Source organism: Planotetraspora thailandica, assembly GCF_016863335.1.
In the GTDB taxonomy this organism is placed as follows: domain Bacteria; phylum Actinomycetota; class Actinomycetes; order Streptosporangiales; family Streptosporangiaceae; genus Planotetraspora; species Planotetraspora thailandica.
In genome coordinates, this window is the sequence record NZ_BOOR01000003.1 from 60,567 (window position 1) to 83,162 (window position 22,596).

The 22,596-nt window shown below is 70.1% G+C and carries 20 protein-coding genes; 14 read left to right on the forward strand and 6 right to left on the reverse strand.

Annotation, left to right across the window (positions count from 1 at the left end; genetic code table 11):
• Positions 1-8: 8 nt before the first annotated feature.
• A complete protein-coding gene (locus tag Pth03_RS00740; protein ID WP_203942093.1) occupies positions 9-2,783 on the forward strand; it encodes a discoidin domain-containing protein in 2,775 nt (924 codons plus the stop codon).
• Positions 2,784-2,845: 62 nt separating this feature from the next.
• Here the strand turns inward: Pth03_RS00740 and Pth03_RS00745 are convergent, their stop codons facing one another.
• Both Pth03_RS00745 and Pth03_RS00750 read right to left on the reverse strand, forming a co-directional pair.
• Entirely contained in the window at positions 2,846-3,754 is a 909-nt protein-coding gene (locus Pth03_RS00745) for a hypothetical protein (protein WP_203942094.1), read from the reverse strand.
• A gap of 451 nt (positions 3,755-4,205) precedes the next feature.
• On the reverse strand, positions 4,206-4,703 hold the full coding sequence (locus Pth03_RS00750; protein WP_203942095.1) for a MarR family winged helix-turn-helix transcriptional regulator: 498 nt from the start codon (positions 4,701-4,703) through the stop codon (positions 4,206-4,208).
• 97 nt (positions 4,704-4,800) lie between these two features.
• On the opposite strand from Pth03_RS00750, the gene Pth03_RS00755 reads away from it, so the two are divergent.
• On the forward strand, positions 4,801-5,307 hold the full coding sequence (locus tag Pth03_RS00755) for a hemerythrin domain-containing protein (protein ID WP_203942096.1): 507 nt from the start codon (positions 4,801-4,803) through the stop codon (positions 5,305-5,307).
• Positions 5,300-6,211, forward strand: coding sequence for an LLM class flavin-dependent oxidoreductase (locus tag Pth03_RS00760; RefSeq protein WP_203942097.1), 912 nt, complete (start codon positions 5,300-5,302; stop codon positions 6,209-6,211). The genes Pth03_RS00755 and Pth03_RS00760 overlap by 8 nt, the downstream gene beginning before the upstream one ends.
• Before the next feature lie 236 nt (positions 6,212-6,447).
• On the opposite strand, the gene Pth03_RS00765 is transcribed toward Pth03_RS00760, so the two are convergent.
• Positions 6,448-7,383 carry an aldo/keto reductase gene (locus tag Pth03_RS00765; protein WP_203942098.1) on the reverse strand — a complete coding sequence of 312 codons (936 nt, stop codon included), beginning with the start codon at positions 7,381-7,383 and terminating at the stop codon, positions 6,448-6,450.
• A gap of 35 nt (positions 7,384-7,418) precedes the next feature.
• Between Pth03_RS00765 and Pth03_RS00770 the strand changes: the two genes are divergently transcribed.
• The 6 genes from Pth03_RS00770 to mshC all read left to right on the forward strand — a co-directional run bounded on the left by Pth03_RS00770 (position 7,419) and on the right by mshC (position 12,414).
• The gene (locus tag Pth03_RS00770) at positions 7,419-8,237 is read left to right on the forward strand and encodes an undecaprenyl-diphosphate phosphatase (RefSeq protein WP_203942099.1); all 819 of its coding nucleotides are present in this window, start codon (positions 7,419-7,421) and stop codon (positions 8,235-8,237) included.
• Positions 8,234-8,935, forward strand: a complete 702-nt coding sequence (locus Pth03_RS00775; RefSeq protein ID WP_203942100.1) for a histidine phosphatase family protein — start codon at positions 8,234-8,236, stop codon at positions 8,933-8,935. The genes Pth03_RS00770 and Pth03_RS00775 overlap by 4 nt, the downstream gene beginning before the upstream one ends.
• Before the next feature lie 9 nt (positions 8,936-8,944).
• On the forward strand, positions 8,945-9,520 hold the full coding sequence (locus Pth03_RS00780; protein ID WP_203942101.1) for a DUF3090 domain-containing protein: 576 nt from the start codon (positions 8,945-8,947) through the stop codon (positions 9,518-9,520).
• A gap of 43 nt (positions 9,521-9,563) precedes the next feature.
• On the forward strand, positions 9,564-10,325 hold the full coding sequence (locus Pth03_RS00785) for an SCO1664 family protein (RefSeq protein ID WP_203942102.1): 762 nt from the start codon (positions 9,564-9,566) through the stop codon (positions 10,323-10,325).
• Positions 10,326-10,407: 82 nt separating this feature from the next.
• Positions 10,408-11,172 (forward strand): NRDE family protein, encoded by a 765-nt coding sequence (locus Pth03_RS00790; RefSeq protein ID WP_275413001.1) that lies wholly within the window; start codon positions 10,408-10,410, stop codon positions 11,170-11,172.
• A 30-nt stretch (positions 11,173-11,202) separates the two neighbouring features.
• The gene (mshC, locus tag Pth03_RS00795) at positions 11,203-12,414 is read left to right on the forward strand and encodes a cysteine--1-D-myo-inosityl 2-amino-2-deoxy-alpha-D-glucopyranoside ligase (RefSeq protein WP_203942104.1); all 1,212 of its coding nucleotides are present in this window, start codon (positions 11,203-11,205) and stop codon (positions 12,412-12,414) included.
• A gap of 12 nt (positions 12,415-12,426) precedes the next feature.
• On the opposite strand, the gene Pth03_RS00800 is transcribed toward mshC, so the two are convergent.
• Both Pth03_RS00800 and Pth03_RS00805 read right to left on the reverse strand, forming a co-directional pair.
• The gene (locus tag Pth03_RS00800; RefSeq protein ID WP_239118667.1) at positions 12,427-13,293 is read right to left on the reverse strand and encodes a peptidoglycan recognition protein family protein; all 867 of its coding nucleotides are present in this window, start codon (positions 13,291-13,293) and stop codon (positions 12,427-12,429) included.
• 240 nt (positions 13,294-13,533) lie between these two features.
• Entirely contained in the window at positions 13,534-14,010 is a 477-nt protein-coding gene (locus Pth03_RS00805) for a peptide deformylase (protein ID WP_203942105.1), read from the reverse strand.
• A 426-nt stretch (positions 14,011-14,436) separates the two neighbouring features.
• Between Pth03_RS00805 and Pth03_RS00810 the strand changes: the two genes are divergently transcribed.
• Both Pth03_RS00810 and Pth03_RS00815 read left to right on the forward strand, forming a co-directional pair.
• Complete coding sequence (locus tag Pth03_RS00810; protein ID WP_203942106.1) at positions 14,437-15,600, forward strand: uroporphyrinogen-III synthase; 1,164 nt, start codon at positions 14,437-14,439, stop codon at positions 15,598-15,600.
• Positions 15,597-16,346, forward strand: a complete 750-nt coding sequence (locus Pth03_RS00815) for a sirohydrochlorin chelatase (protein ID WP_203942107.1) — start codon at positions 15,597-15,599, stop codon at positions 16,344-16,346. The genes Pth03_RS00810 and Pth03_RS00815 overlap by 4 nt, the downstream gene beginning before the upstream one ends.
• A gap of 46 nt (positions 16,347-16,392) precedes the next feature.
• Here the strand turns inward: Pth03_RS00815 and Pth03_RS00820 are convergent, their stop codons facing one another.
• Positions 16,393-17,247, reverse strand: a complete 855-nt coding sequence (locus Pth03_RS00820) for a PAC2 family protein (protein WP_203942108.1) — start codon at positions 17,245-17,247, stop codon at positions 16,393-16,395.
• A gap of 182 nt (positions 17,248-17,429) precedes the next feature.
• Between Pth03_RS00820 and metH the strand changes: the two genes are divergently transcribed.
• From metH to Pth03_RS00835, 3 genes are all read left to right on the forward strand, one after another.
• Entirely contained in the window at positions 17,430-20,891 is a 3,462-nt protein-coding gene (gene metH / locus Pth03_RS00825) for a methionine synthase (RefSeq protein ID WP_203942109.1), read from the forward strand.
• 164 nt (positions 20,892-21,055) lie between these two features.
• A complete protein-coding gene (locus Pth03_RS00830) occupies positions 21,056-21,697 on the forward strand; it encodes an HAD family hydrolase (protein ID WP_203942110.1) in 642 nt (213 codons plus the stop codon).
• Positions 21,698-22,000: 303 nt separating this feature from the next.
• Positions 22,001-22,477, forward strand: coding sequence for a cellulose synthase (locus Pth03_RS00835; RefSeq protein ID WP_203942111.1), 477 nt, complete (start codon positions 22,001-22,003; stop codon positions 22,475-22,477).
• The last annotated feature ends 119 nt before the right edge of the window (positions 22,478-22,596 follow it).

Consider the following 22,596-nt stretch of genomic DNA (forward strand, 5'->3'; position numbering starts at 1 on the left):
GGCCCCCCATGAGAAGACCGCGAAGAGCAGTCTTAGCCGCCGCTCTCACCGTCGCCCTCACCGCCACGCTGGTGGCCGCGCAACCGGCCGGCGCGGCGACCCCGACGCCCGACCAGCAATGGGCCCAGGTCCAGCAGCTCGTCGGCGCGATCAAAGGACGCTGGACCAACCAGGCGTACACCGGCGCGGTCAGCCGCTCCATGCCCGACACCGCGCTGCTCGGCAACGGCGACGTCGGCGTCACCTCCGCGGGAGGCGATGGGTACAAGACCTTCTACATCTCCAAGGGGAACTTCTGGACCGGCAACCCCGGCCCGTCGTTCGTCGCGCTCGGCGCGGTGACGATCACCCCGGCGTCCGGCACCGGCTCCGGCTCCGGCAACCTCGCGCTCGGGGCCACGGCCACGGCGTCGAGCTCGCACCCGTCGTTCCCGCCGGCCAGGGCGGTCAACGGCGGATGGGCGTCCGGCTATGAGGGCTGGGTGTCCGACATCGGCAAGCCGCAGACCCTCACCCTCGACCTCGGCACCGCCAAGACCTTCAGCCGGTACGTCCTGCGGCACGACGCCGCGGCCCGCCCGGCCGAGACGGCCAACAACACCAAGAACTGGACTCTCCAGGTCAGCTCGAACAATTCGACGTGGACCACCGTCGACACCGTCACCGGCAACACCGCGAACGTCACCGACCGGACCTTCGCCACGCAGACCGCGCGCTACCTGCGGCTGAACGTCACCGAGCCGACCCAGGGCACCACGACCGACTCGATCAACAACCCCCGCGCCCGCATCGGCCAGTTCGAGCTGTACGACGGGACCGGGCCCACCACACCGTCGGGGCCGTTCACCGAGGAGCAGAACATCCTCAAGGGCGACGTCGAGACCTCGATGACGATCGGCGGCACCCCCGTCGCGATGACGACCTGGACAGGCGCTGACGACAACCTCGTGGTCACCCGCGTCAGGTCGCTCGGCTCGTCCGCCGTGCGGCTGAAGGTGCAGACCTCCACCGGCTCACCCGAACCCCGCTCCGGCTTCACTAGCACGTCCGGCGTCTCGGGCAACACGGTGTGGGCCACCCGCCAGACGGCGTCCGGGTCGCGATGGGTGTCCCGGGCCTCCCTCGCCAGCCGCGTCGTCGGCGGCAGTCTCGTGGGCACACCCACGGCGAGCGGTGCAGCCGGCTCCTTCACCTTCGACCTTCCCGCGGGCCAGACCGTGAACATCGTCACCGGCGTCGCCGGAGGCGGCCCCAACCCGGCCGACCCCGCCCCCGCCGCGCGCACGCTGGCCGACGGGCAGAGCGCCTCCACGCTCGACACCCTCTACAACGCGCACGTCGACTGGTGGAAGCAGTACTGGCTGAAGTCGTACGTCGACCTCGACGACGACACGCTGGAGCGCTACTACTACGGCTCGCTCTACCTGCTCGGCTCGGCCAGCCGGGCCGGCAAGACCGCCCCCGGTCTGTACGGCATCTGGGCGACCAGCGACTTCCCGCAGTTCAGCGGGGACATGCACCTCAACTACAACTGGATGGCCAACTTCTACGGCACCTACTCCAGCAACCGGCCCGAACTGGCCCTGCCGTACTTCGACCTGGTGACGGCCTACCTGCCCGAGGCCAGGCGGCGGGCGCAGCAGGACCTCACCCGCGTCAAGTCCGACTACGTCAGCAGGCGCTTCCCCAGCGGCGGCGTGCCCGGGGGCGTGCTCTTCCCGGTCGGCATCGCGCCGTTCGGCTCCACCGCCGACGACAACTACCACCAGCAGGTGGCGAACTCCCTGTTCACCGCCACGCAGTACATCTCGTACTACGACTACACGCAGGACCGGGCGTTCCTGCAGAACACCGCCTACCCCTTCATGAAGGAGGTGGCGACGTTCTTCCGGTACTACCTGGAGTACGACGCCGCCGCCCAGCGGTACGTCCTGTGGTCGGGCCCGCACGAGGGCACCTGGGGCAGGAACTCCAGCCCTGACATCGGACTGCTCAAGCACCTGCTGACCTCGCTGATCAATGCGAGCGTCGAACTCGGCGTCGACGCCGCCGACCGCGCCACCTGGCAGGACATCCTGTCCAAACTTCCGCCCACCCCCAAGACCACCTACAACGGGCAGACGGTCTACGCGCTCGCCGACCCGGGCACGATCACCGGCGGCGACACCCGCGACATCCACCCGGGCGACAACACCGTCAACCTGGAGTTCATCCACCCTGGCGAGGTGCTCGGGATCAACGGGAGCGCCGCCAACCGGCAGACCGCCATCACCACGCTCGACGTCATGAACTCCTGGGGCCAGGACAACAGCTTCCCGAAGGTCTTCACCCAGGCCGCCCGCGTCGGCTACCCCGCCCAGAGCCTCATCGACAAGCTGAAGGCCCAGATCAGCGCGAAGACGGCGCCCAACCTGCGCATCACCGACCCCTTCCACGGATTGGAGAAGACCGGGGCCGTCGAGGCGATCGACAACATGCTCCTGCAGAGCGACGGCGGCGTCATGCGGGTCTTCCCCGTCTGGCCGGCCGCCAAGAACGCCTCGTTCGTCAAGCTCCGCGACAAGGGCGGCATGCTCGTCTCCAGCGCCCGCAGCGGGGGACAGGTGTCCTACGTCGACATCACCAGCCTGGCGGGCAAGGCCGTACGGCTGCAGAACCCGTGGCCGGGACGGACCGTCACAGTGACCAGGTCGGGCGGGGGCACGGTCGCCTTCACCGTGAGCAACGACCAGATCAACTTCTCCACCCAGAGCGGCACGACCTACACGATCACCGCCGCCTGACCCTGCGAGACCCGGCCGGGGATGGTGACGCATCCCCGGCCGGGTGGTCCACGCCTCCCGGCTCAGGCGAGGCGGTGGCGGCCCGACGTGCGGGCCGTGGGCACACCGCCTTCCAGCGGGATGGAATTCCTCTGCTCCGAGCGGGCCCGCCGCGCCGAGACGACGCGCGTCGCCAGCACCGCCGACAGCAGCAGCGCCGCCGTCAGTGCGGTCCCCGCCGCGTCGTACGGCCGGGCCGGGCGCACCGCCGGATCACGCTTGACCGCCCCGACCAGTCCGGGGATGTCCTGGCCCGGCCACAACATGGGGATGTCGCCGCTCATGTCGGGATTGATCGGGGGAGTGGCGGCGATGGCATGGCCGCCCACCGGCGTGAGGCGCGGCAGCTGAACCGGGCGGGACGGGTCGACAGGAAGGGTTCCCGCAGGCGTCCTCGCCGGGGGCTTCGGCGTCGGCCGCACGCCGCCGGGGGACCCCGCCGGAGGCGTCGCAGGCTCGTCCTCCCCGCAACCCTCGCCGCCGACCAGGGGCAGACATGGACTCGGAAGGGGCACGGGCCCAACGGAGGGAGGGGGCTGGCCACCCGACCCGCCCTTCAACCCATCCGTCACCGTACCGACCGCGCCGTCCACCGCGTCGAGGGTCGAATCCACGGTGTCGTCCACGGCTCCGCCGACCTCGTCGACAGCACCGCCGACGCCACCCGTCACGGCGCCGACCACGTCGTCCACACCACCGGTCAGCTTGTCCGTCGTTCCACCCGTGACGTCGTCCACGGTGTCGGTCAGGCCGTCGACCGTCTTGCCCACGCCACCGAGGATCGAGCACAGGCCGCCCGTCACCGAGGAGACCAGGCCGTTGCCCGTGCAGTCGGCATACGCCGGTTGGGCCGCCATCAGGGGAAGCCCGCCGCCCAGAGCGATCGCCAACGCCCCGGCAGAAATCGCGGAGGCATTACGTGCGATCCCCATCTGTCCCCTTCCGTCACGTTAACTTCGTCCCTCGCTACTCTTGCTACTCTTCGCCGGAGCACCAAGTTGTGCAGCGCTAAGTTGCGATTCGGTATCGATGCGTGATACGCGAATTAGACTCTCGTTTTTATTGCGCGAGCTCCGCTCGCGCGGGCTCGGGCGCTGTGTTTGATTGCGCTCGCTCCGCTCGCGCGGCGAGGGGCGCCTTCAGTCCGCTTCTTCCCTCGTCGTTCGGGGTCGCTCGTTCCTCGCTCCCCGCTCACTCCTCAGTCCAGAAGCGGCCGCGCCCCTCGCGGCCACCTTGTGCCAGATCGGAGCTGGCCGCGCCCTCGCATTCACCTTGTGCACGGGCACAAGGCTTCGCCCCCTCGATTACGTGATGGATATCGCGAGGGGCGCTGGATTTGATTGCGAGGGGCGAGAGCCGGCCAATGGCCTTTCGCAGGGCCGTCTAGCTGGTACGGAGGGAAGGGTCTGCCGTCGCCTGAATCTCTCTGCCCACCGCGCACGCGTCGTCGGTGGGATCGGTCGAGTTGGCGCGGTCCGCGATACGGCCGAGGAACTGCCAGAACACGGCCTGCTCCTCTGCCGTCAGGTCGGCCAGCATGTGCCGTTCAACCTCGCGGAGGCGGCGTTGCACGCTCTCCCACAGTTCGCGGCCGCGATCGGTCACGACGATGACGCGGTTGCGGCGGTCGGTCGGGTCGGCGCGCCGCTCGACCAGGCCGGCCGCCTCGAGGTCGTCGACCAAATAGGTCATCACGGTCTTGTTCACGCCGTGCCGCTGAGCGAGTTGGATCTGGCTCCCGGCCCGCCCGTGCACGGCGTCGGAGATCACATGGTAGCCGCGGGTGCCGCCCGGCAGATCCTCAAGCACGGCCGTGGAGGCCTTGGCGTACCAGCGATAGACGAGCCCCAACGTGAGGCCGAGGTCGTCTGTTCCGGACATGGGGCCATCCTACTCCACGAAGACGATCCCATAAGTGAATGATCCATTCGACGGATCGTTAAGTTTGCGTATTATCTGCTTCGGAGGTGACTAGAGCATGACTAACGCCAACGAGGTGGCCGGCCGGCTGTTCCTGGAGTTCAAAGCGGTACACGACCGCATCCGGAGCGACATCGCCCGTTGCCGCCGGCTCGCCGCCGACGCAGCCGCGGGGGCCGACGCTTCCGCTCTGCGCGCGGGAGTGGATCAGCTGCGCAGCAATGGCCTGCTGTTCCAGTTACGGGTGAACTGCCTGCAGGCATGCGGGTTCGTCCACATGCACCACCGTGGTGAGGACGCCATGCTGTTCCCCTCGGTCCGCGCGGCCGCGCCCGAGCTGAGCGCCGTGGTGGACAAGCTGGAGGCCGACCACCGCGTGGTTTCCGACCTGCTCGACGAGGTGGAGAGCGCGGCGACCGGCGTGGCGCGCGACCAGAAGAGCCGACAGCGCCTTGCAGACGCGCTCGAATCCCTCAGCGGGCATCTGCTCCAGCACCTGTCCTACGAGGAGAAGATGCTGGCCCCAGTGATCAACAATTGGAAGAGGTGGCCCTTCTATGGCTGACTATGGAGCCCCGCTGCGGTTCGGGCTGTCCGTCACGCCGGACGCGGAAAATCTGTCCGACATCATCGAACTGACCCGTGCCGTGGAGGAGGCAGGGCTCGACCTCATCGCGATCCAAGACCACCCCTACCAACCTGCGTACTTCGACACCTGGACCCTCATCACCCATCTGGCCGCCCACACCAGCCGCATCCGGTTCATCCCGGACGTGCTCAACCTGGCGCTGCGCCCGCCGGCGATGCTCGCCAAGGCGGCTGTCACCCTCGATGTGCTCAGCGGCGGCCGCTTCGACCTCGCTGTCGGCGCAGGAGGGTACGCACCACTCGTCGAGGGCATGGGCGGCACGGGCCTCACGGGTGGCGCCCTCGTGGCCGCGGCCGCCGAGTCGGTGCAGATCCTGCGTCACGCCGTCGACGCCGCGCTGAACAACCGGGCCGTCACCTTCTCCGGTGCTCATCACCAGGTGCGCGGCTTCCACCTTGGTCCCGCGCCCGCGCACCGCATCCCGGTCTGGGTCGGCGGCCTACGTCCGAAGATGCTCGCCCTCACCGGTCGTTACGCCGACGGCTGGATCTGCCCGATCAACACGGGCCTGCCGCCAGAGAAGGTGCCAGAGGCCCAGCGGATCATCGACACGGCCGCGAGCGAGGTCGGACGCCAGCCCCAGGACGTCCGGCGCCTGTACAACATCCTCGGCTCGATCGGGCCTCATGTCGGCGGCCCAGGCCTCAACGGCCCAGTCGAGTTGTGGGTGGACACCCTCACCGAGTGGGTCGTCGACCTCGGTTTCGACAGCATGATCTTCTGGCCCGCCGCGCCGTCGGCCGACCAGGTCCGCCTGTTCGCCGATGAGGTGGTCCCCCAGGTCCGTCAGCGCGTCGCGGAAATCCGCCAGCGCAAATGAAGGCCGCCGCCACAAGCTGCATGCGAGGGCCGTGGCCGGTTCTGGTGGGCGCACAAGGTGGATTCGAGGGGCGCGGCCGGCTCTGGCGGGCCACAAGGTGTGAATGCGAGGGCGCGGCCGGGATCTGGACTGAGGAACGCCCGCAGCGAGGGACGAGCGAGGACGTGACGAGGGAAGACCCGGCCTCAAAGCGCCACGAGCCGCCGCGCCGGAGGCGCGGCAATTAAACACAGCGATTAAACACTCACGTCGTCGAGGGCGTCGCGTATTTCGCGAGGGAGGGTGAGGTCTTCGGCTTCGAGTACGCCGAGCAGTTGGGCGTGGGTGCGTGCGCCGACGATGGCCGACGACACGCCCGGCCGGTCGCGGACCCACGCGAGGGCGACCGACAGCGGGGAGACGCCGAGTCCTTCGGCGGCGGTGGTGACCGATTCGACGATGCTGCGGCAACGTTCGTCGAGGTAGGGCCGCACGAACTCGGAGAAGTGCGGGGTGGCGGCGCGGGAGTCGGCGGGGATTCCGGTGCGGTACTTTCCGGTGAGCACGCCACGCCCGAGGGGCGACCAGGCGAGCACTCCCGCCCCGACGTGGTCGGCTGCGGGGAACACCTCCACCTCGGCGTCGCGGGCGAGCAGGGAGTACTCGACCTGGGCGGCCACGATGGGTGCGCGGGTCTGGCCGCATCGTTGCCAGACCGCGGCGGCGGCGAGTTGCCATCCGGTGTAGTTGCAGGCCCCGGCGTATGCCGTACGGCCGCTTGAGACGGCGAGGTCGACGGCGGCGAGCGTCTCCTCCAAGGGGATGGCGGGGTCGAACGCGTGCATCTGCCACAGGTCGACCTCGTCGAGGCCGAGCCGCGCCAGGGAGGCGTCGAGGGCTCTGATGAGGTGGCGGCGGGAGCCGTCGCGGCCCCCGTCGGCGTTCAGCACGGCCTTGGTGGCGATCACGAGGTCGGAACGGGGGACGACGTCGCGGATCAACCGGCCGATGAGGCGCTCGGCGTCGCCTCCGCCGTAGACGTCGGCGGTGTCGATCAGCGTGCCCCCGGCGTCGGCGAAGGCGGTGAGTTGTGCCGTCGCCTCTTCGGCGGACGTGTCGCGGGCCCAGGTCATCGTGCCGAGCCCGATCCTTGACACCGACAGTCCGCTGCGCCCGACAAATCGCTGATCCATTGCCGGGTAAGACTAGCCGATAGGCTGTCCGGACCATGGATGTACTTCAGGCCATCGTCCTCGGCATCGTGCAGGGTTTGACCGAATTCCTGCCGATTTCGAGCTCCGCCCACCTGCTCATCGTGCCCAAGCTCGCCGGGTGGTCCGATCCTGGCGCCGCGTTCACCGCGGTGATCCAGCTCGGCACCATGCTGGCGGTGGTGATCTATTTCTGGCGCGACATCACCCGGATCTTCATCACCTGGCTGCGCAGCCTGTGGACGCCGGAGCTCCGTTCCGAGCTCGACGCCAGGATGGGCTGGTACATCGGCCTCGGCACCATCCCGATCAGCGTGGCGGGTCTGGTGTTCAAGGACGCGATCGAGGGTCCGGCGCGCAACCTGTGGCTGAACGCGGCCATGCTCATCGCGTTCGGCATCCTCCTTCTGATCGCCGACCAGTTCGGCCGCAAGAAGAAGGAGATCGGCGACCTGAACATGCGCGACGGCCTGATCATCGGCGCCTGGCAGATGCTGCCGCTGATCCCCGGCGCCTCCCGTTCGGGCTCGACGATGACCGGCGCCCTGTTCCTCGGCTACACGCGGGAGGCGGCGGCGCGGTACTCCTTCCTCCTGTCGATCCCCGCGGTCGTCCTTTCCGGGCTCTTCGAGTTCCGCCACTTCGGCGACGGCGGGGCGGTGCCGATCGCTCCCACAGTGATCGCCACCGTGGTCTCCTTCGTCGTGGGGTACGCCTCCATCGCCTGGCTGCTGCGCTACGTCGCCAAGCACTCCACGAACATCTTCGTCATCTACCGGGTGTTCGCCGGCACCTTCCTGCTCACCCTGCTCTACCTGGGCGTGATCACGTCATGACGACCGTCCTGCTCGTACGGCACGGCCTCACCGCGATGACGGGGCCCGTGCTCGCCGGATGGACCCCCGGGGTCCACCTCAACGAGCGCGGACGCGAGCAGGCCGAAGCACTCGCCCGCAGGCTGGCCCCGCTCGACCTCGACGCGATCGTCTCAAGCCCCCTGGAACGGTGCCAGGAGACCGCAGGCGCCGTCGCCAGGGGCAGGGCCGTGTCCGTGCAGACCGACGACAGGTTCGGGGAGTGCGGCTACGGCGAGTGGACGGGCCGGCCGTTGAAGGAGCTGGCCGAGGATCCGCTCTGGCGGGTCGTGCAGGCCCATCCCAGCGCGGTCGTCTTCCCCGGCGGGGAGGCGCTGGCCGACACGCAGGCCCGCGCGGTGCGTGCCGTACGGGAATGGAACGAGCGGCTGGGGGAGAAGGCGACCTACCTCGTCTGCAGCCACGGAGACGTGATCAAGGCGATCGTGGCCGACGCCCTCGGGCTGCATCTCGACCAGTTCCAGCGGATCACCGCGGACCCCGCGTCCCTCACCGTGATCCGCTACACCCCCTTGCGCCCCTTCCTGCTCAGGAGCAATGACGTGGGCGGAGACGTCGCCAATCTGGTGCCTCCGAACGAGGTTCCAGAGGAGGGAGACGGGGGAGAAAACATCACCGGGAGCGACGCCGCCGTCGGCGGCGGACCAGGGACGACATAGGGTCGGGCTATGCCGGTCTTCAACTACGATCCGCCTGACAGGTTCGTGGCCGGTGCCGTTGGGCAACCGGGCGCACGAACCTTCTTCCTGCAGGCCCGTGGCCAGGGCAGGATCACCACGGTGGCGCTGGAGAAATTCCAGGTCGCCGTGCTCGCCGATCGGCTGGACGAGCTACTCGACGAGGTGCTGCGCCGCAGTGGCGGCCGCGCCCCGGTACCCGCCATGGCACCCGCCGACCTTAACGACGAGGGTCCGCTCGACCTGCCCATCGACGAGGACTTCCGCGTGGGGACCATGGCCCTGGCCTGGGATCCCGACACCTCACAGGTCGTGATCGAGGCCCAGGAGGCGACCGAGGACGACGAGGAGGATGAGGAGCCGTTCGCCGTCGAGGACGACCGGCCGGGCCCCGCCGTCCTCCGGGTGCGCATCAGCCCCGGCGCCGCCCGCGCGTTCAGCAGGCGCGCGCTCGACGTCGTGGCGGCCGGCCGTCCCCCGTGCCCGTTGTGCGGGCAGCCGCTGGGCGCCGAAGGTCACATCTGCGTACGGCTGAACGGCCACCACCCCGGGGGTCTGTCGGCGTGATCGAGCGGGGCGGCAGGGCCATGGCGGCGGGGCAGGGGACCGGATGACGGCTGAGGGCGAGCCGACCCCGGGCGACGCCGACGGGCTGGGGCTGGACGACGAGTCCGCCATGCGGTTGCTGCGCGAGGGCAGGCTGGAGGTGGCGGGACGCCTCGTCGAGGCCACCAACATGACGTTGTACTGCTCCATACGCCTCGGCCGGCAGGTGGCCGCGTGCGTCTACAAGCCGGTGCGGGGGGAGCGCCCCCTGTGGGACTTCCCCGACGGCACGCTCGCCGCGCGTGAGGTGGCCGCCTACGAGGTCGCGGCGGCGACAGGCTGGCGGATAGTGCCGCCGACCGTCTACCGCGACGGCCCCTTCGGCCCGGGCATGGTGCAGTTGTGGATCGACACCGACCCCGAGGCCGACCTGCTGGCCCTGGTCCGCAGCCGTCACTCCGGGCTGCGGCGGATGGCGGTGTTCGACGCGGTGGTGAACAACGCCGACCGCAAGGGCGGCCACCTGTTGCCGCTGCCCGACGGGCACGTCTACGGCGTCGATCACGGGGTCTGCTTCTCCGCCGACGACAAGCTGCGGACGGTGTTGTGGCAGTGGCGGGGCAAGTCGTTGTCGCGTGAGGCGGTGACCATGCTCACCGGCCTGGAACGCGAGCTGGAGAGCGGACGGCTGGGCAGGCGGCTGCGGGAGTTGCTCGCGCCCGCGGAGGTCGAAGCCACGTGGGACCGGGTGCGGAGGCTGCTCGAGACCGGCATCCACCCCTATCCTTCAGAGGATTGGCCGGCGATTCCGTGGCCGCCGATCTGATGCTTGCGAAAGAGACATCGATTGTGCACTCTGCAGGAGTCTCTACCGCTTATGGAGGGAACGCCCGTTGTGTACGGTCATCGTGAGTGTGGAGCCGGAAGCCGATGTTCCGGTGCTCCTCGTGGGCGTGCGTGACGAGCTCGTCACGCGGCCGTGGATGTCGCCCGACCGGTACTGGCCCGCGTATCCGGGTCTGATCGGCGGTAAGGACCTTCAGGCCGGGGGAACCTGGCTGGCGGCCGACCCCGAGGCTCGCAGGGTCGGCCTGCTGCTCAACGGCGAGGGGACTCTCGCGGCGCCGGAGGCCAGGCTCTCCCGCGGCGGCCTGCCGCTTCAGGCGGCCCAGGCGGGCGAGCTCCCGGCGGCCGACCTCACGCGCTACGACCCCTTTCATCTCCTGGTCGCCGGTCTGGACGGCGTGCGGCTGTGGACCTGGAACGGCGAAAGCCTCGCCGAGGACAAGCTCCCGCAGGGCGTGCACATGCTCGTCAACAGCGGGTGGGACCGTGAGGCCGAGCACCCCCGGGTCGCGTGGTTCCTTCCGGCGTTCGCCGCCGCGGCCCGCCCCGCCTGGCAGGAGGGCGGCTCCCCCCAGCGGTTCTGGGGCGACTGGCTGACCTTGTCGTCGTCGGGCGCGGGACCCGCCCCGGAGGACCCCAGAGCGCTGATCATTCGCCGGAGGCTGGAGGACGGGCGGATCTACGCGAGCCTGTCTGTCAGCCTGCTCGCCCTGTCGGAGCACGGCCTGCGCTTCGACTTCTGCCCCACGCCGGAAGATCCCACCTCGTGGCACCGGGTGGCCACGGGATCGTCCCGCGAACGCCGGGGGCGCCTCCGCCTGAGCTGAACCCGCGGGCACGCGGATAGGCTGCACACCATGCGATCGTGGTCTGCGCCGAAAATCCCCAGGCTGCCCGGTTCGGGCGTCCCGCTCCGTCTGTACGACACCGCCGCCCGTGACGTCCGGGAGACCCAGCCGTCCGGGGAGGCCCGGATGTACGTCTGCGGCATCACCCCCTACGACGCGACCCATCTGGGGCATGCCAACACCTATCTCGCGTTCGACCTGGTCAACCGGGCCTGGCGGGACGCGGGCCACGACGTGCACTACACCCAGAACGCCACCGACGTGGACGACCCGCTCCTCGAGCGGGCCCTGGCGACCGGCGTCGACTGGCAGTCGCTCGCCGAGCGCGAGATCGACCTGTTCCGCTCCGACATGGAAGCCCTGCGGATCATCCCGCCCCGCGAATATGTGGGGGTCACCGAGGTCGTGGACGAGATCGCCGGCCTGGTCGGCAGGCTGACCGAGTGCGGCGCGACCTACCGGCTGGACGACGACGTCTACTTCTCGGTCGCCGCGGCCCCCAAGTTCGGCGCCGTGTCGGGCTACTCCGAGGAGCGCATGCTCGAACTGTTCGCTGAGCGCGGCGGAGACCCGGACAGGAAGGGCAAGCGCCACCCGCTCGACTGGCTGCTCTGGCGGGCGGAGCGGCCCGGAGAGCCGTCCTGGCCCGCGCCGTTCGGCCCCGGCCGCCCCGGCTGGCATGTGGAGTGCACGGCCATCGCCCTGCGCCACCTCGGCAGCGGGTTCGACGTGGCGGGCGGCGGATCCGACCTGATCTTCCCGCATCACGAGATGGGTGCCTGCGAGGGCCACGTCGCCACCGGTGAGTGGCCGTTCGCCCGGGCGTACGTTCACGCGGGCATGGTCGCCCTCGACGGCGAGAAGATGTCGAAGTCGAAGGGCAACCTTGTCTTCGTCTCCAAGCTCAGGCAGACCGCCGACCCCATGGCCGTACGGCTGGGCCTGCTGGCCCACCACTACCGCGACGACTGGGCGTGGACGCCGGATCAGCTCACCGCGGCCGAGGAGCGCCTCGCCCGGTGGCGGGCGGCCGTCTCCCGGCCCTCGGGCCCGGACGGCCTGGCCGTACTGGAGGGGGTGCGGCAGCGGATCGCCGACGACCTGGACGCGCCGGGCGCGCTCGCCGTCATCGACGCCTGGGCCGCCGCGGAGGGCGGCGACGCGGACGCCCCCGCGCTCGTGCGCGACGTCGCCGACGCCCTGCTCGGCGTGGCGCTGTGATCCGCTGACACCTCAGTGCTCGTGACGGTCGTACGGTCCGACCGCCGGGCCGTGATGGTAGGCCCTCAGCGGCCTGCGCAGGTGTGCCTCGCCCGCGATGATCAGACCGGGCGCGGCGAGCCGCGCCCGCTCGGGAAGGGCGAGGCGGGCCTCCGGATGATCTTCTGGATCGTCCTCGGGAGGGCGCGCCTTGTCCATCCGGCGCGCCACGTCCTCACGGAGCTGGGGGAGGTGGGCGTAGAGCCGGTCGCCCGGGCACGAGGTGGCGTTGAGGTCGCGGTGCCCGACGATCGCCTTGAACGGGTCGAGCTCGTAGACCCCGCACAACCAGGCCAGCAGCGAGGGGAGCGAGGCGAGCTGCGACTCGGTGGGCAGCTCGCTGGTGTAGGTGCCCTCCGTCTCCACGCCCAGCGTGTGCCGGTTGTGGTCGGCCACCTGGGCGCCCATGACGTGCTTGCCCTCCTCGATGGCGGGCAGCGTCCTGTTGCGGCCCTCCATGATCTGGCCGCCGCGTCCGACGGTGAACTGCTCGCCGATGTCGGCCCAGTGGTTGTGGTGCATGTGGTACCGCTGGATCGCCCGGGACAGGCGGAAGGCGGCCTCGAGGCTCGTCTCGTCGGTGTTCGCCGTGGCCGTGTGATGGATGACGAGCCGGTCGGGCATGCGGTCCAGGATCACGGCCCTGGTCTTGGGCGGGGCCGCGTTCCATTCGTCGCGGGTGTAGATGCGCGGGCGGCCCGGCAAGCCGGCGGTCAGCGCCCGCGCGGCGGCGGTCCCGAGCAGCAGCCCTCCGGCCGCACCCGCTCCCGCGAGCAGGAACGCCCGGCGGGTCAGCGAGATCTCGCGCAGGCTCGTGCGGGCTCGCGACGTCGAAGACATGGTCCTCCCCGAGTGAGCGTGGCACCTCGGGGGGCCCACGTCCGGCGGGGAGGTTGGGTCGATATCCCCGGGCCGGGCTCCGGCTATTCCTGCCGCCGGAAAACCGGTCCCATGTAGGCCGATATGTCGTGAAGGTATTCCGGGAATGCGTGGCCCGGACCCGCCGGAACGTGGGATTGATTACCGGAAAGACCCGAGCAATGGGCCTTGTCCGGTATTAAGGTGAATGGCCGAATTCTGTCAGGAAATGGCGGCCATGAATCGTTCCCGGTCCTCATCGGGCAGGGCGTCGATGAACAGGACGCCGTCCAGATGGTCGGCCTCATGCTGGAGCACCCGGGCCAGCATTCCGATCGCCCTCACCGTGATCGGCTTGCCGTACATGTCCCTGCCCCTGGCCACCACGGAGAACGCCCGCGATCTTGGCCACCAGACGCCTGGGGCCGACAGGCACGCCTCGTCGGCGACGATCGTGCGCTCGGACAGTTCGAGGCGCGGATTGACGATGTGGCCCGCCCTGCCATCGAGCTCGAAGGCGAGGACCCGCAATGGGACGCCGATCTGAGGCGCGGCGAGCCCGGCACGCCCGGTTCCCGCCCGCATGGTGGCGGTGAGTGACTTCACGAGATCCCTGAGGGATCGGTCAAAGGTGGTGACGGGCTCGGCTACGCTGCGTAGCACTGGATCTTCGAACAACCGGATCTGTCGGACAGTCATGCACGCTCCCCGCGGCGACGACGACACCACAACGAAAGTCCCCAGTTTGGCATTGTGCCAACCTTTGTTAAATCCGTATTGCATGGGCGATAGGTACATTTCCTCGCGGGCGCATTGGGCGCCCAGTCGGTCACGGAAAGTAATTGACCTGTCGGCCTGCCACGCGCTTCGACGGGCCGCCCGGAACCTTTTTTGGCTTGTAGCACAGCGGTAACAGGAGGGACCCAGTCGCGAAACCCCCTGAAAGCACCATCGGTTCATGCCGATCTCACTTCAGCCGTCAGGGCCTGTGATGCGGCGGGTCCCATGGGCGGTCGGAGGTGAGGCGCGGCGGCGTGCCCCCGGCGCCCTGCGTGCCGCCTGCGAACGCCGTCCCGGCACATCCGACTGGCGCCGACCAAAGACCCCTTCGGAGGTGAGCGTGGCATGACCGCGCTTCTGGACAATCCCCTGGTCTCGCTCGAGACCGCCCCCGACGCGCTGGCCGGGTTCACGATCGGGCTGACCGCGACCCGCCGCCGTGAGGAGTTCGCCGCGCTCCTCGAGCGGCGCGGCGCTCGCGTGGTCCAGGCGCCCGCCATCAGAACGGTGCCGCTGGCGGAGGATGCCGGCCTGCTCGCCGCCACCCGTGCTTGCCTGGAGGCGCCGGTCGACTACGTGGTGATCACCACCGGCGCGGGCTTCGCCGACTGGATGGCCGCCACCGAAGGATGGGGACTGGCGGCCGACGTCGCGTCCCACTTCGGCGACGCCCGGCTGCTCGCCCGCGGGCCGAAGGCCAGGGGCGCGGTGCGCGCGGCCGGCCTCACCGACTACTGGACCCCGGTGACCGAGTCGTGCGAGGAGATGAAGGACTACCTCCTGGCGCACGACCTGCGCGGCCGCCGCGTAGCCGTGCAACTCCACGGCGAGTCGCTCAGCTGGTTCGTCTCGGCGCTGCGTGGCGCCGGAGCCGACGTGATCGAGGTGCCCGTCTACCGTTGGTTGCCCTATCGCGACACCTCTCCGCTGCGCCGCCTGGTCAGCCAGGCCGTGACCGGTTCGGTCGACGCGGTGGCGTTCACCAGTTCGCCCGCCGTCGTCGCCATGCTGAACGCCGCCAGGGCCGACGGCCTGGAGGAGGCGCTCATCGCCGCCTTCAACTCCCACGTCGTGGCGGCCTGCATGGGGTCGGTCACCTCCGCCCCGCTGGAGGCCAAGGGCGCGCGCGTCCTCCACCCCGACCGGCCGCGGCTGGGCGCCCTGGCGCGCTCGCTCGCGTGCCACCTTCCGGTGAGCAGCGTCACCCGGCTGGTCGCGGGAGGACACGACCTGGAGATCCGCGGTCACGCGGTGGTGGTCGACGGCGACCTCAAGCCGCTGCCGCCCGCCCCGATGGCGGTGCTCAAGCGGCTCGCCGAGCGGCCGGGCCACGTGGTCGCCCGCGCCGAGCTGCGGGTCGTCCTCCCCGGGGGTCCGTCGCGGGACTCGGCCGAGCACGCCGTCGAGATGGCGATCACCCGGCTGCGCCGCGCCCTCGGCCCTGGCGGCATCGTCGAGACCGTGGTCAAGCGCGGCTACCGCCTGGCGGTCGGGCGAGACGAACGATGACGGCGACCCTGGTCCTCGCCGCGCACGGCGCGCGCAGCCGAGGTTGGGAGTCCGTCATGGGCTCCCTCGCCGACGGGGTCCGCCGTGCCCGGCCGGGCTGCCGCGTCGAGCTCGGATTCCTGGAGACGAGCAGGCCGCCGCTCGCCGACGTGCTGAGCGCGGTGCCCGGCCCCGTCGTGGTCGTCCCCCTGTTGCTCGCGGGCGGCTATCACGTGCACATCGACCTGCCGGCCGTCGTCGCGGCGACCCGCCCGGACGCTCTGGTGGCCCGGCAGCTCGGGCCGCATCCGCTGCTGACCGCCGCGCTCGCCAGACGCCTCGCCTCCGCCGGGCTGCGGGCGTGCGACGCGGTCGTGCTCGCCGCGGCCGGATCCTCCGATCCCGCCGCCGTCGAGGACGTCAGGGCCGCGGCCCGGCTCCTGTCCGTACGGCTCTCGCGTCCCGTGAGCGCCGCCTTCGGCTCGGGAACCGGCCTGTCCGTGGCGGAGGCGCTCGACCGGGTCAGGTCGGGCCCCGCTCCGCGTGTGATGATCGCGTCCTACCTGCTCGCCCCCGGGCTCTTCCACGCCCGCCTGGCCGCGAGCGGGGCCGACGCGGTGAGCGCGCCCCTCGGCACCGACCCGGACGTGGCGGCACTCGTCTGGACGAGATTCGACGAGGCCCTGGCCGCCGGCCGGTGGACGCCCCGGCCCGAAGCCGCTGCCGTGCCGAGAAGGCCGCGCGCCCGCAGGCTCGCGCTGCGCTGACGGCTCAGGGCGGGCGCCGCCCGCCCTACGATCAGGCCGGTACGGCTCAGCCGTCGGTGCCGCGGTCGCGGCGGCGCAGGTAACGCTCGAACTCGGCCGCGATGGCGTCGCCGCTGGCCTCGGGCAGGTCGGCCGCGTCCTTGCGCTCTTCCAGCTCCCTGACGTATTCGGCGACCTCGGAGTCCTGCGCGGCCAGCTCGTCGACCCCGTGCTCCCAGGCGCGGGCCTCCTCCGCCAGCTCCCCGTACGGCATGGGGATGTCGAGCATGTCCTCGATGCGCCGCAGCAGCGCCAGCGTGGCCTTGGGGTTGGGCGGCTGCGCGACGTAGTGGGGGATCGACGCCCAGAGCGACATGGCCTGCAGACCCGCGACCCCCAGCGAGTGCTGCAGGACGCCGACGATGCCCGTGGGGCCCTCGTACTTCGTCATCTCCAGGTTGAGCGCCCGCGCGAGACCGGGGTCGCTCACCGAGCCGACGATCGGCACCGGCCGCGTGTGCGGCGAGTCGTTGAGCAGGGCGCCCAGCAGGATCGCCAGGTCCACGCCCAGGTCGTGGCACAGGCCCACGATCTCGGCGCAGAACGAGCGCCAGCGCATGTTGGGCTCGATGCCGCGCAGAAGGACGACGTCACGCTTGGCGCCCGGGGGACGGGCCAGCAGCAGCCTCGTGGTCGGCCAGATGATCGACCTGGTCAGGCCTTCGCCCAGCTCCACGATCGGCCGGGTCACCTGGAAGTCGTAGTAGTCCTCGGGGTCGAGCTCGACGAGCGGGGTCGCCTTCCATTTCGCCTCAAGGTGGGCCACAACGCCACTCGACGCCTCACCGGCGTCGTTCCACCCCTCGAACGCGGCGATGAGCACCGGGTCGACGAGCTCAGGGAGCCCTTCGAACTCGATCACGCGCCGCCTCCCTAACTGGGCCACAGAATATTGGTTCAACCCAAGACTATTCGGTGAGGGTACCCGGACGTCACCCACGAGCTTCACGGGGCTGCCGCTTTCGCCGCGAGCGCAGGCGAAGCCGTCCACCATTCGAGATCTTGTGGAATCAATCAGGACACCCTGCCGATAGGCTTGCATTCATGACCAGCAGACCGTCCTTCCGCCAGGCGTTGTCCGACCGAGTCCTGGTCGCCGACGGGGCCATGGGGACGATGTTGCAGTCCTACGACCCCACCTTGGACGACTTCCAGGGCCACGAAGGCTGCAACGACGTGCTCAACGTGAGCCGTCCCGACATTGTCAGGGCCGTGCACGACGCGTATCTCGCGGTGGGCGTGGACTGCGTCGAGACCAACACCTTCAACGCCAACCACGCCGCACTCGGCGAATACGGCATCTCCGACCGGATCTTCGAGCTCTCCGAGGCGGGCGCCCGTCTGGCGAGGGAGCAGGCCGACCATTGGTCGACCCCCGACCACCCCCGGTTCGTGCTCGGCTCGATGGGTCCGGGCACCAAGCTCCCCACACTGGGGCATCTGCCGTACCTGACCCTGCGCGACGCCTACCGCGACAACGCGGCGGGCCTGATCGCCGGCGGGGCCGACGCCATCATCATCGAGACCTGCCAGGACCTTCTCCAGGTCAAGGCGGCGGTCGTCGGCGCCAAGCGGGCCGTGGAGGACTCCGGGCGCGACGTGCCGATCATCACCCAGGTCACGATCGAGACCAACGGCGCGATGCTGCTGGGGTCGGAGATCGGCGCCGCGCTCACCGTGATCGAGCCGCTCGGCGTCGACCTGATCGGACTCAACTGCGCCACCGGTCCGGCGGAGATGAGCGAGCACCTGCGCTACCTGGCCAAGCACGCGCGGCTGCCCATCTCGTGCATGCCGAACGCCGGACTGCCGCAGCTCACCTCCGAGGGCGCCCACTACCCGCTCACCCCGGACGAGCTCGCCGACGCGCACGAGGGCTTCACCCGCGACTACGGGCTCGCGCTGATCGGCGGCTGCTGCGGCACCACGCCCGAGCACCTGCAGAAGGTGGTCGAACGACTGTCGGGAAGGTCGCGCGCCGAACGGCGGCCGCGTCCCGAGGCGGGCGCGGCCTCGCTCTACCAGCACGTCCCCTTCCGCCAGGACACCTCCTACCTGGCCATCGGCGAGCGGACCAACGCCAACGGCTCCAAGGCGTTCCGCGAGGCGATGCTTGCGGGCAACTACGAGGAGTGCGTGGAGATCGCGCGCGCCCAGGCCCGCGACGGCGCCCACATGCTGGACCTCTGCGTCGACTACGTCGGCCGGGACGGCGTCGCGGACATGAAGGAGCTGGCGTTCCGCTTCGCCACCGCCTCCACGCTTCCCGTCGTCATCGACTCGACCGAGCCCGCCGTCATCGAGGCCGGCCTGGAGATGCTCGGCGGCCGCGCGGTCGTCAACTCGGTCAACTACGAGGACGGCGACGGTCCCGACTCCCGTTTCACCAAGGTGATGCGGCTGGTCAAGGAGCACGGCGCCGCCGTGGTCGCACTGACCATCGACGAGGAGGGCCAGGCGCGCACCGCCGAATGGAAGGTGCGCATCGCCGTACGGATCATCGAGGACCTGGTGCGCAACTGGGGGACGAAGGTCGAGGACATCATCGTCGACTGCCTCACCTTCCCCATCGCCACGGGCCAGGAGGAGACCCGGCGCGACGGCATCGAGACCATCGAGGCCATCCGCGAGCTGAAGCGGCGCTACCCGACGGTGCAGACGACGCTCGGCCTGTCCAACGTGTCGTTCGGCCTCAACCCGGCCGCGCGGATCGTGCTCAACTCGGTCTTCCTCAACGAGTGCGTCAACGCCGGGCTCGACTCGGCCATCGTGCATGCCTCCAAGATCCTGCCGACGGCGCGCATCCCCGACGAGCAGCGCCAGGTGGCGCTCGACCTCATCTACGACCGGCGTCGTGAGGGCTACGACCCGCTGCAGCGGTTCATGGAGCTGTTCGAGGGCGTGGACGCCGCGGCGCTCAAGGCCGACAAGGCCGCCGAGCTCGCCGGCCTGCCCCTGTGGGAGCGGCTCAAGCGGCGCATCATCGACGGGGAGCGCAAGGGCCTGGAGGCGGACCTCGACGACGCGCTCGCCCAGCGCCCCGCCCTGGAGATCATCAACGACGTCCTGCTCGACGGCATGAAGACGGTCGGCGAGCTGTTCGGGTCCGGCCAGATGCAGCTGCCGTTCGTTCTGCAGTCGGCCGAGGTCATGAAGAACGCGGTGGCCCACCTGGAGCCGTACATGGACCGCGTGGAGGGAGCCACCAAGGGCCGGATCGTGCTCGCCACCGTCAAGGGCGACGTGCACGACATCGGCAAGAACCTGGTGGACATCATCCTGTCCAACAACGGCTACGAGGTCGTGAACCTCGGCATCAAGCAGCCGGTGTCGGCCATCCTCGAGACCGCGGACGACGAGAAGGCCGACGTGATCGGCATGTCCGGACTTCTCGTGAAATCCACGGTCATCATGAAGGAGAACCTCGAGGAGATGAACTCCCGGGGCATCGCCGACAAGTATCCGGTGCTCCTGGGAGGGGCCGCCCTGACCCGGGCGTACGTGGAACAGGACCTGGCTGAGCTGTACCAGGGAGAGGTCCGCTACGCCAGGGACGCGTTCGAGGGTCTGCGGCTGATGGACGCCTTCATGGCGGTCAAGCGCGGTGAGGCGGGCGCGACGCTGCCGCCGCTGCGCGAGCGGCGGGTGAAGACGGGCGCCGTGCTGACCCGAACCGCAGTGGAGGACCTGCCGGCCCGCTCCGACGTCGCGGCCGACAACCCCGTGCCGACGGCGCCGTTCTTCGGCGACCGGGTCGTCAAGGGCATCCCCCTGGCCGAGTACGCGGCCTTCCTCGACGAGCGGGCCACGTTCATGGGCCAGTGGGGCCTCAAGGCGTCCCGCGGCGACGGGGCCTCCTACGAGGAGCTCGTGGAGACCGAGGGGCGTCCGCGGCTGCGCATGTGGCTGGACCGCCTGCAGACGGAGAACCTGCTCGAGGCGGCCGTCGTGTACGGCTACTTCCCGTGTGTCAGCCAGGGCGACGACCTCATCATCCTGGACGAGGCGGGCAACGAGCGCACCCGGTTCACCTTCCCGCGCCAGCGGCGCGACCGGCACCTGTGCCTGTCGGACTTCTTCCGGTCGCGCGACTCGGGAGAGGTCGACGTCATCGCCTTCCAGGTCGCCACGATGGGCAACCGGATCAGCGAGGCCACGGCCGAGCTGTTCGCCAAGGACGCCTACCGCGACTACCTGGAGCTCCACGGATTGTCCGTACAGCTGACCGAGGCGCTCGCCGAATACTGGCACGCGCGGGTGCGCTCGGAGCTGGGCATCGGCGGCGACGAGTCGCTCGACGACATGCTCAAGGTGAACATCGCGGGCTGCCGCTACTCCTTCGGCTACCCCGCGTGCCCCAACCTGGAGGACCAGGTGCAGCTCGTGGAGCTGCTCGATCCCTCGCGCATCGGCGTCTCCCTGTCGGAGGAGTTCCAGCTCCACCCCGAGCAGGCCACGTCCGCGCTGATCACCCACCACCCCGAGGCGAAGTACTTCAACGTCTGACCCTCCTGGCAGGCCCGGGAATGCGGCCGGGGCGGCGCGTGTTGACGCTGCCCCGGCGCCGGGCCCCCAGAACCCGGCTCCCGGGTGAAGGAAGGCTCCGGGAGGACCTCTACCATGTTGGTCCCCCCTCTTGACGAAGGCCTACGGCCGGGGGAAGGGGTCACGTGGACGCTGTTCTGTTCGACATGGACGGACTGCTCGTCGACACCGAGCGGGTGTGGTTCGAGGTCGAGGAAGAGGTGATCGGGCGTCTCGGCGGCACCTGGGGGCCGGAGCACCAGGCACAGCTGGTCGGGGGCTCCTGGGAGCGGACCGTCGCCTACATGCTGGCGCTGACCAAGACCGACGTCGACCCGGCCGTCGTGGGGGAATGGCTGATCGAGGGCATGGAGGCCCGGCTGCACGCCGGCGTCACGCTCATGCCCGGCGCCCTCGACCTGCTGCGCAGCCTCGACGACCACGGCGTGCGGACGGGTCTGGTGACCTCGTCGCTGCGGGTGATCGCCGACGCCGTCCTGAAGACCGTCGGGCGCGAGTTCTTCGAGATCATCGTGACCGCCGACGACGTGTCCCAGACCAAACCCCACCCCGAGCCCTACCTGACCGCGGCCCAGCTCCTCTCGGTGGATCCGGGCCGCTGCGCCGTCCTGGAGGACTCGCCGAACGGCGTCGCGTCCGCGACGGCCGCCGGATGCCGGGTCGTGGCCGTGCCCAGCGTCCTGCCGATCGCCCCGGCGGAGGGACGGCTGGTCATGCCGTCCCTGAGGGACGTGAACGTCGAGCTGCTGCGTTCGCTCATCGCATGATCACGCCGGCCGTACGGGCTGGTGGGGTGGGGTGGCGGCGAACTTCTGCATGATCACGAGCGGCGTTTGCGCTGGTGGGGCGGGAGTTCACCGAACTTCTGCATGATCACGAGCGGTGTGTGGGCTGGTGGGGTGGGGGTTCGCCGAGCTTCTGCATGATCACGGCGTGGGGGAGGGCAGGCGGGGAGGGGTTCCGGCGAACTTCTGCATGATCACGGGGGAGGGGGCCGGATCGGCGGGTCGCGTGCCAGGATGAAAGAAACGCCGTGATCGCACGATCGCCGCCAGATCTAGGGGGCCGCCATGACCTTCGACCAGATCGCCTGGTTGCCGCTGTGCGCCGGGCTGACCGCCGTGGGGATCGGCCTCGGCTATCTCGCCTTCCGCCGCCGGGGGATCGCCGCGGGCCTGCGCGCCGGCGCCTGGGCGTTGCTGCCCCTGGCCGCCTACCTCACCGGGGCGCTGAAGACGGTGTGGAACATCGGGACGGCCGTCGTCGGGTTCGTCACCGGCCTGGTGCTGTCGCCTCAGGTCTGGGCGGGCGTCGTGGTCGCGGGCCTGTCGGCGGTGTTGTTCTTCGTCTCGGGCGTCCTGCGCGGCCGCACCCTGTCCAAGGCCCGTACGGCGGGGCCGGGGGAGCGGCGGGCCGCCGCGCAGCCGGCCGGGGAGGCCCCGCGGCCCGTCGAGAAGGCCCCCGGGAAGGCCCCCAGGGAGGCTGCCGCCCCCGCCGACGACTTCTCCGACATCGAGGCCATCCTGAAGCGCCGCGGCATCGACTGAAGAAATCTCATACGCCGGTCGTACGGGCGGACAATGTCCGGCAATGTCACGGTTTCGCGACACTACTGATACGAGAACTCGACAAACCATACAAGATCGATACGAATGAGTTTCGCGTG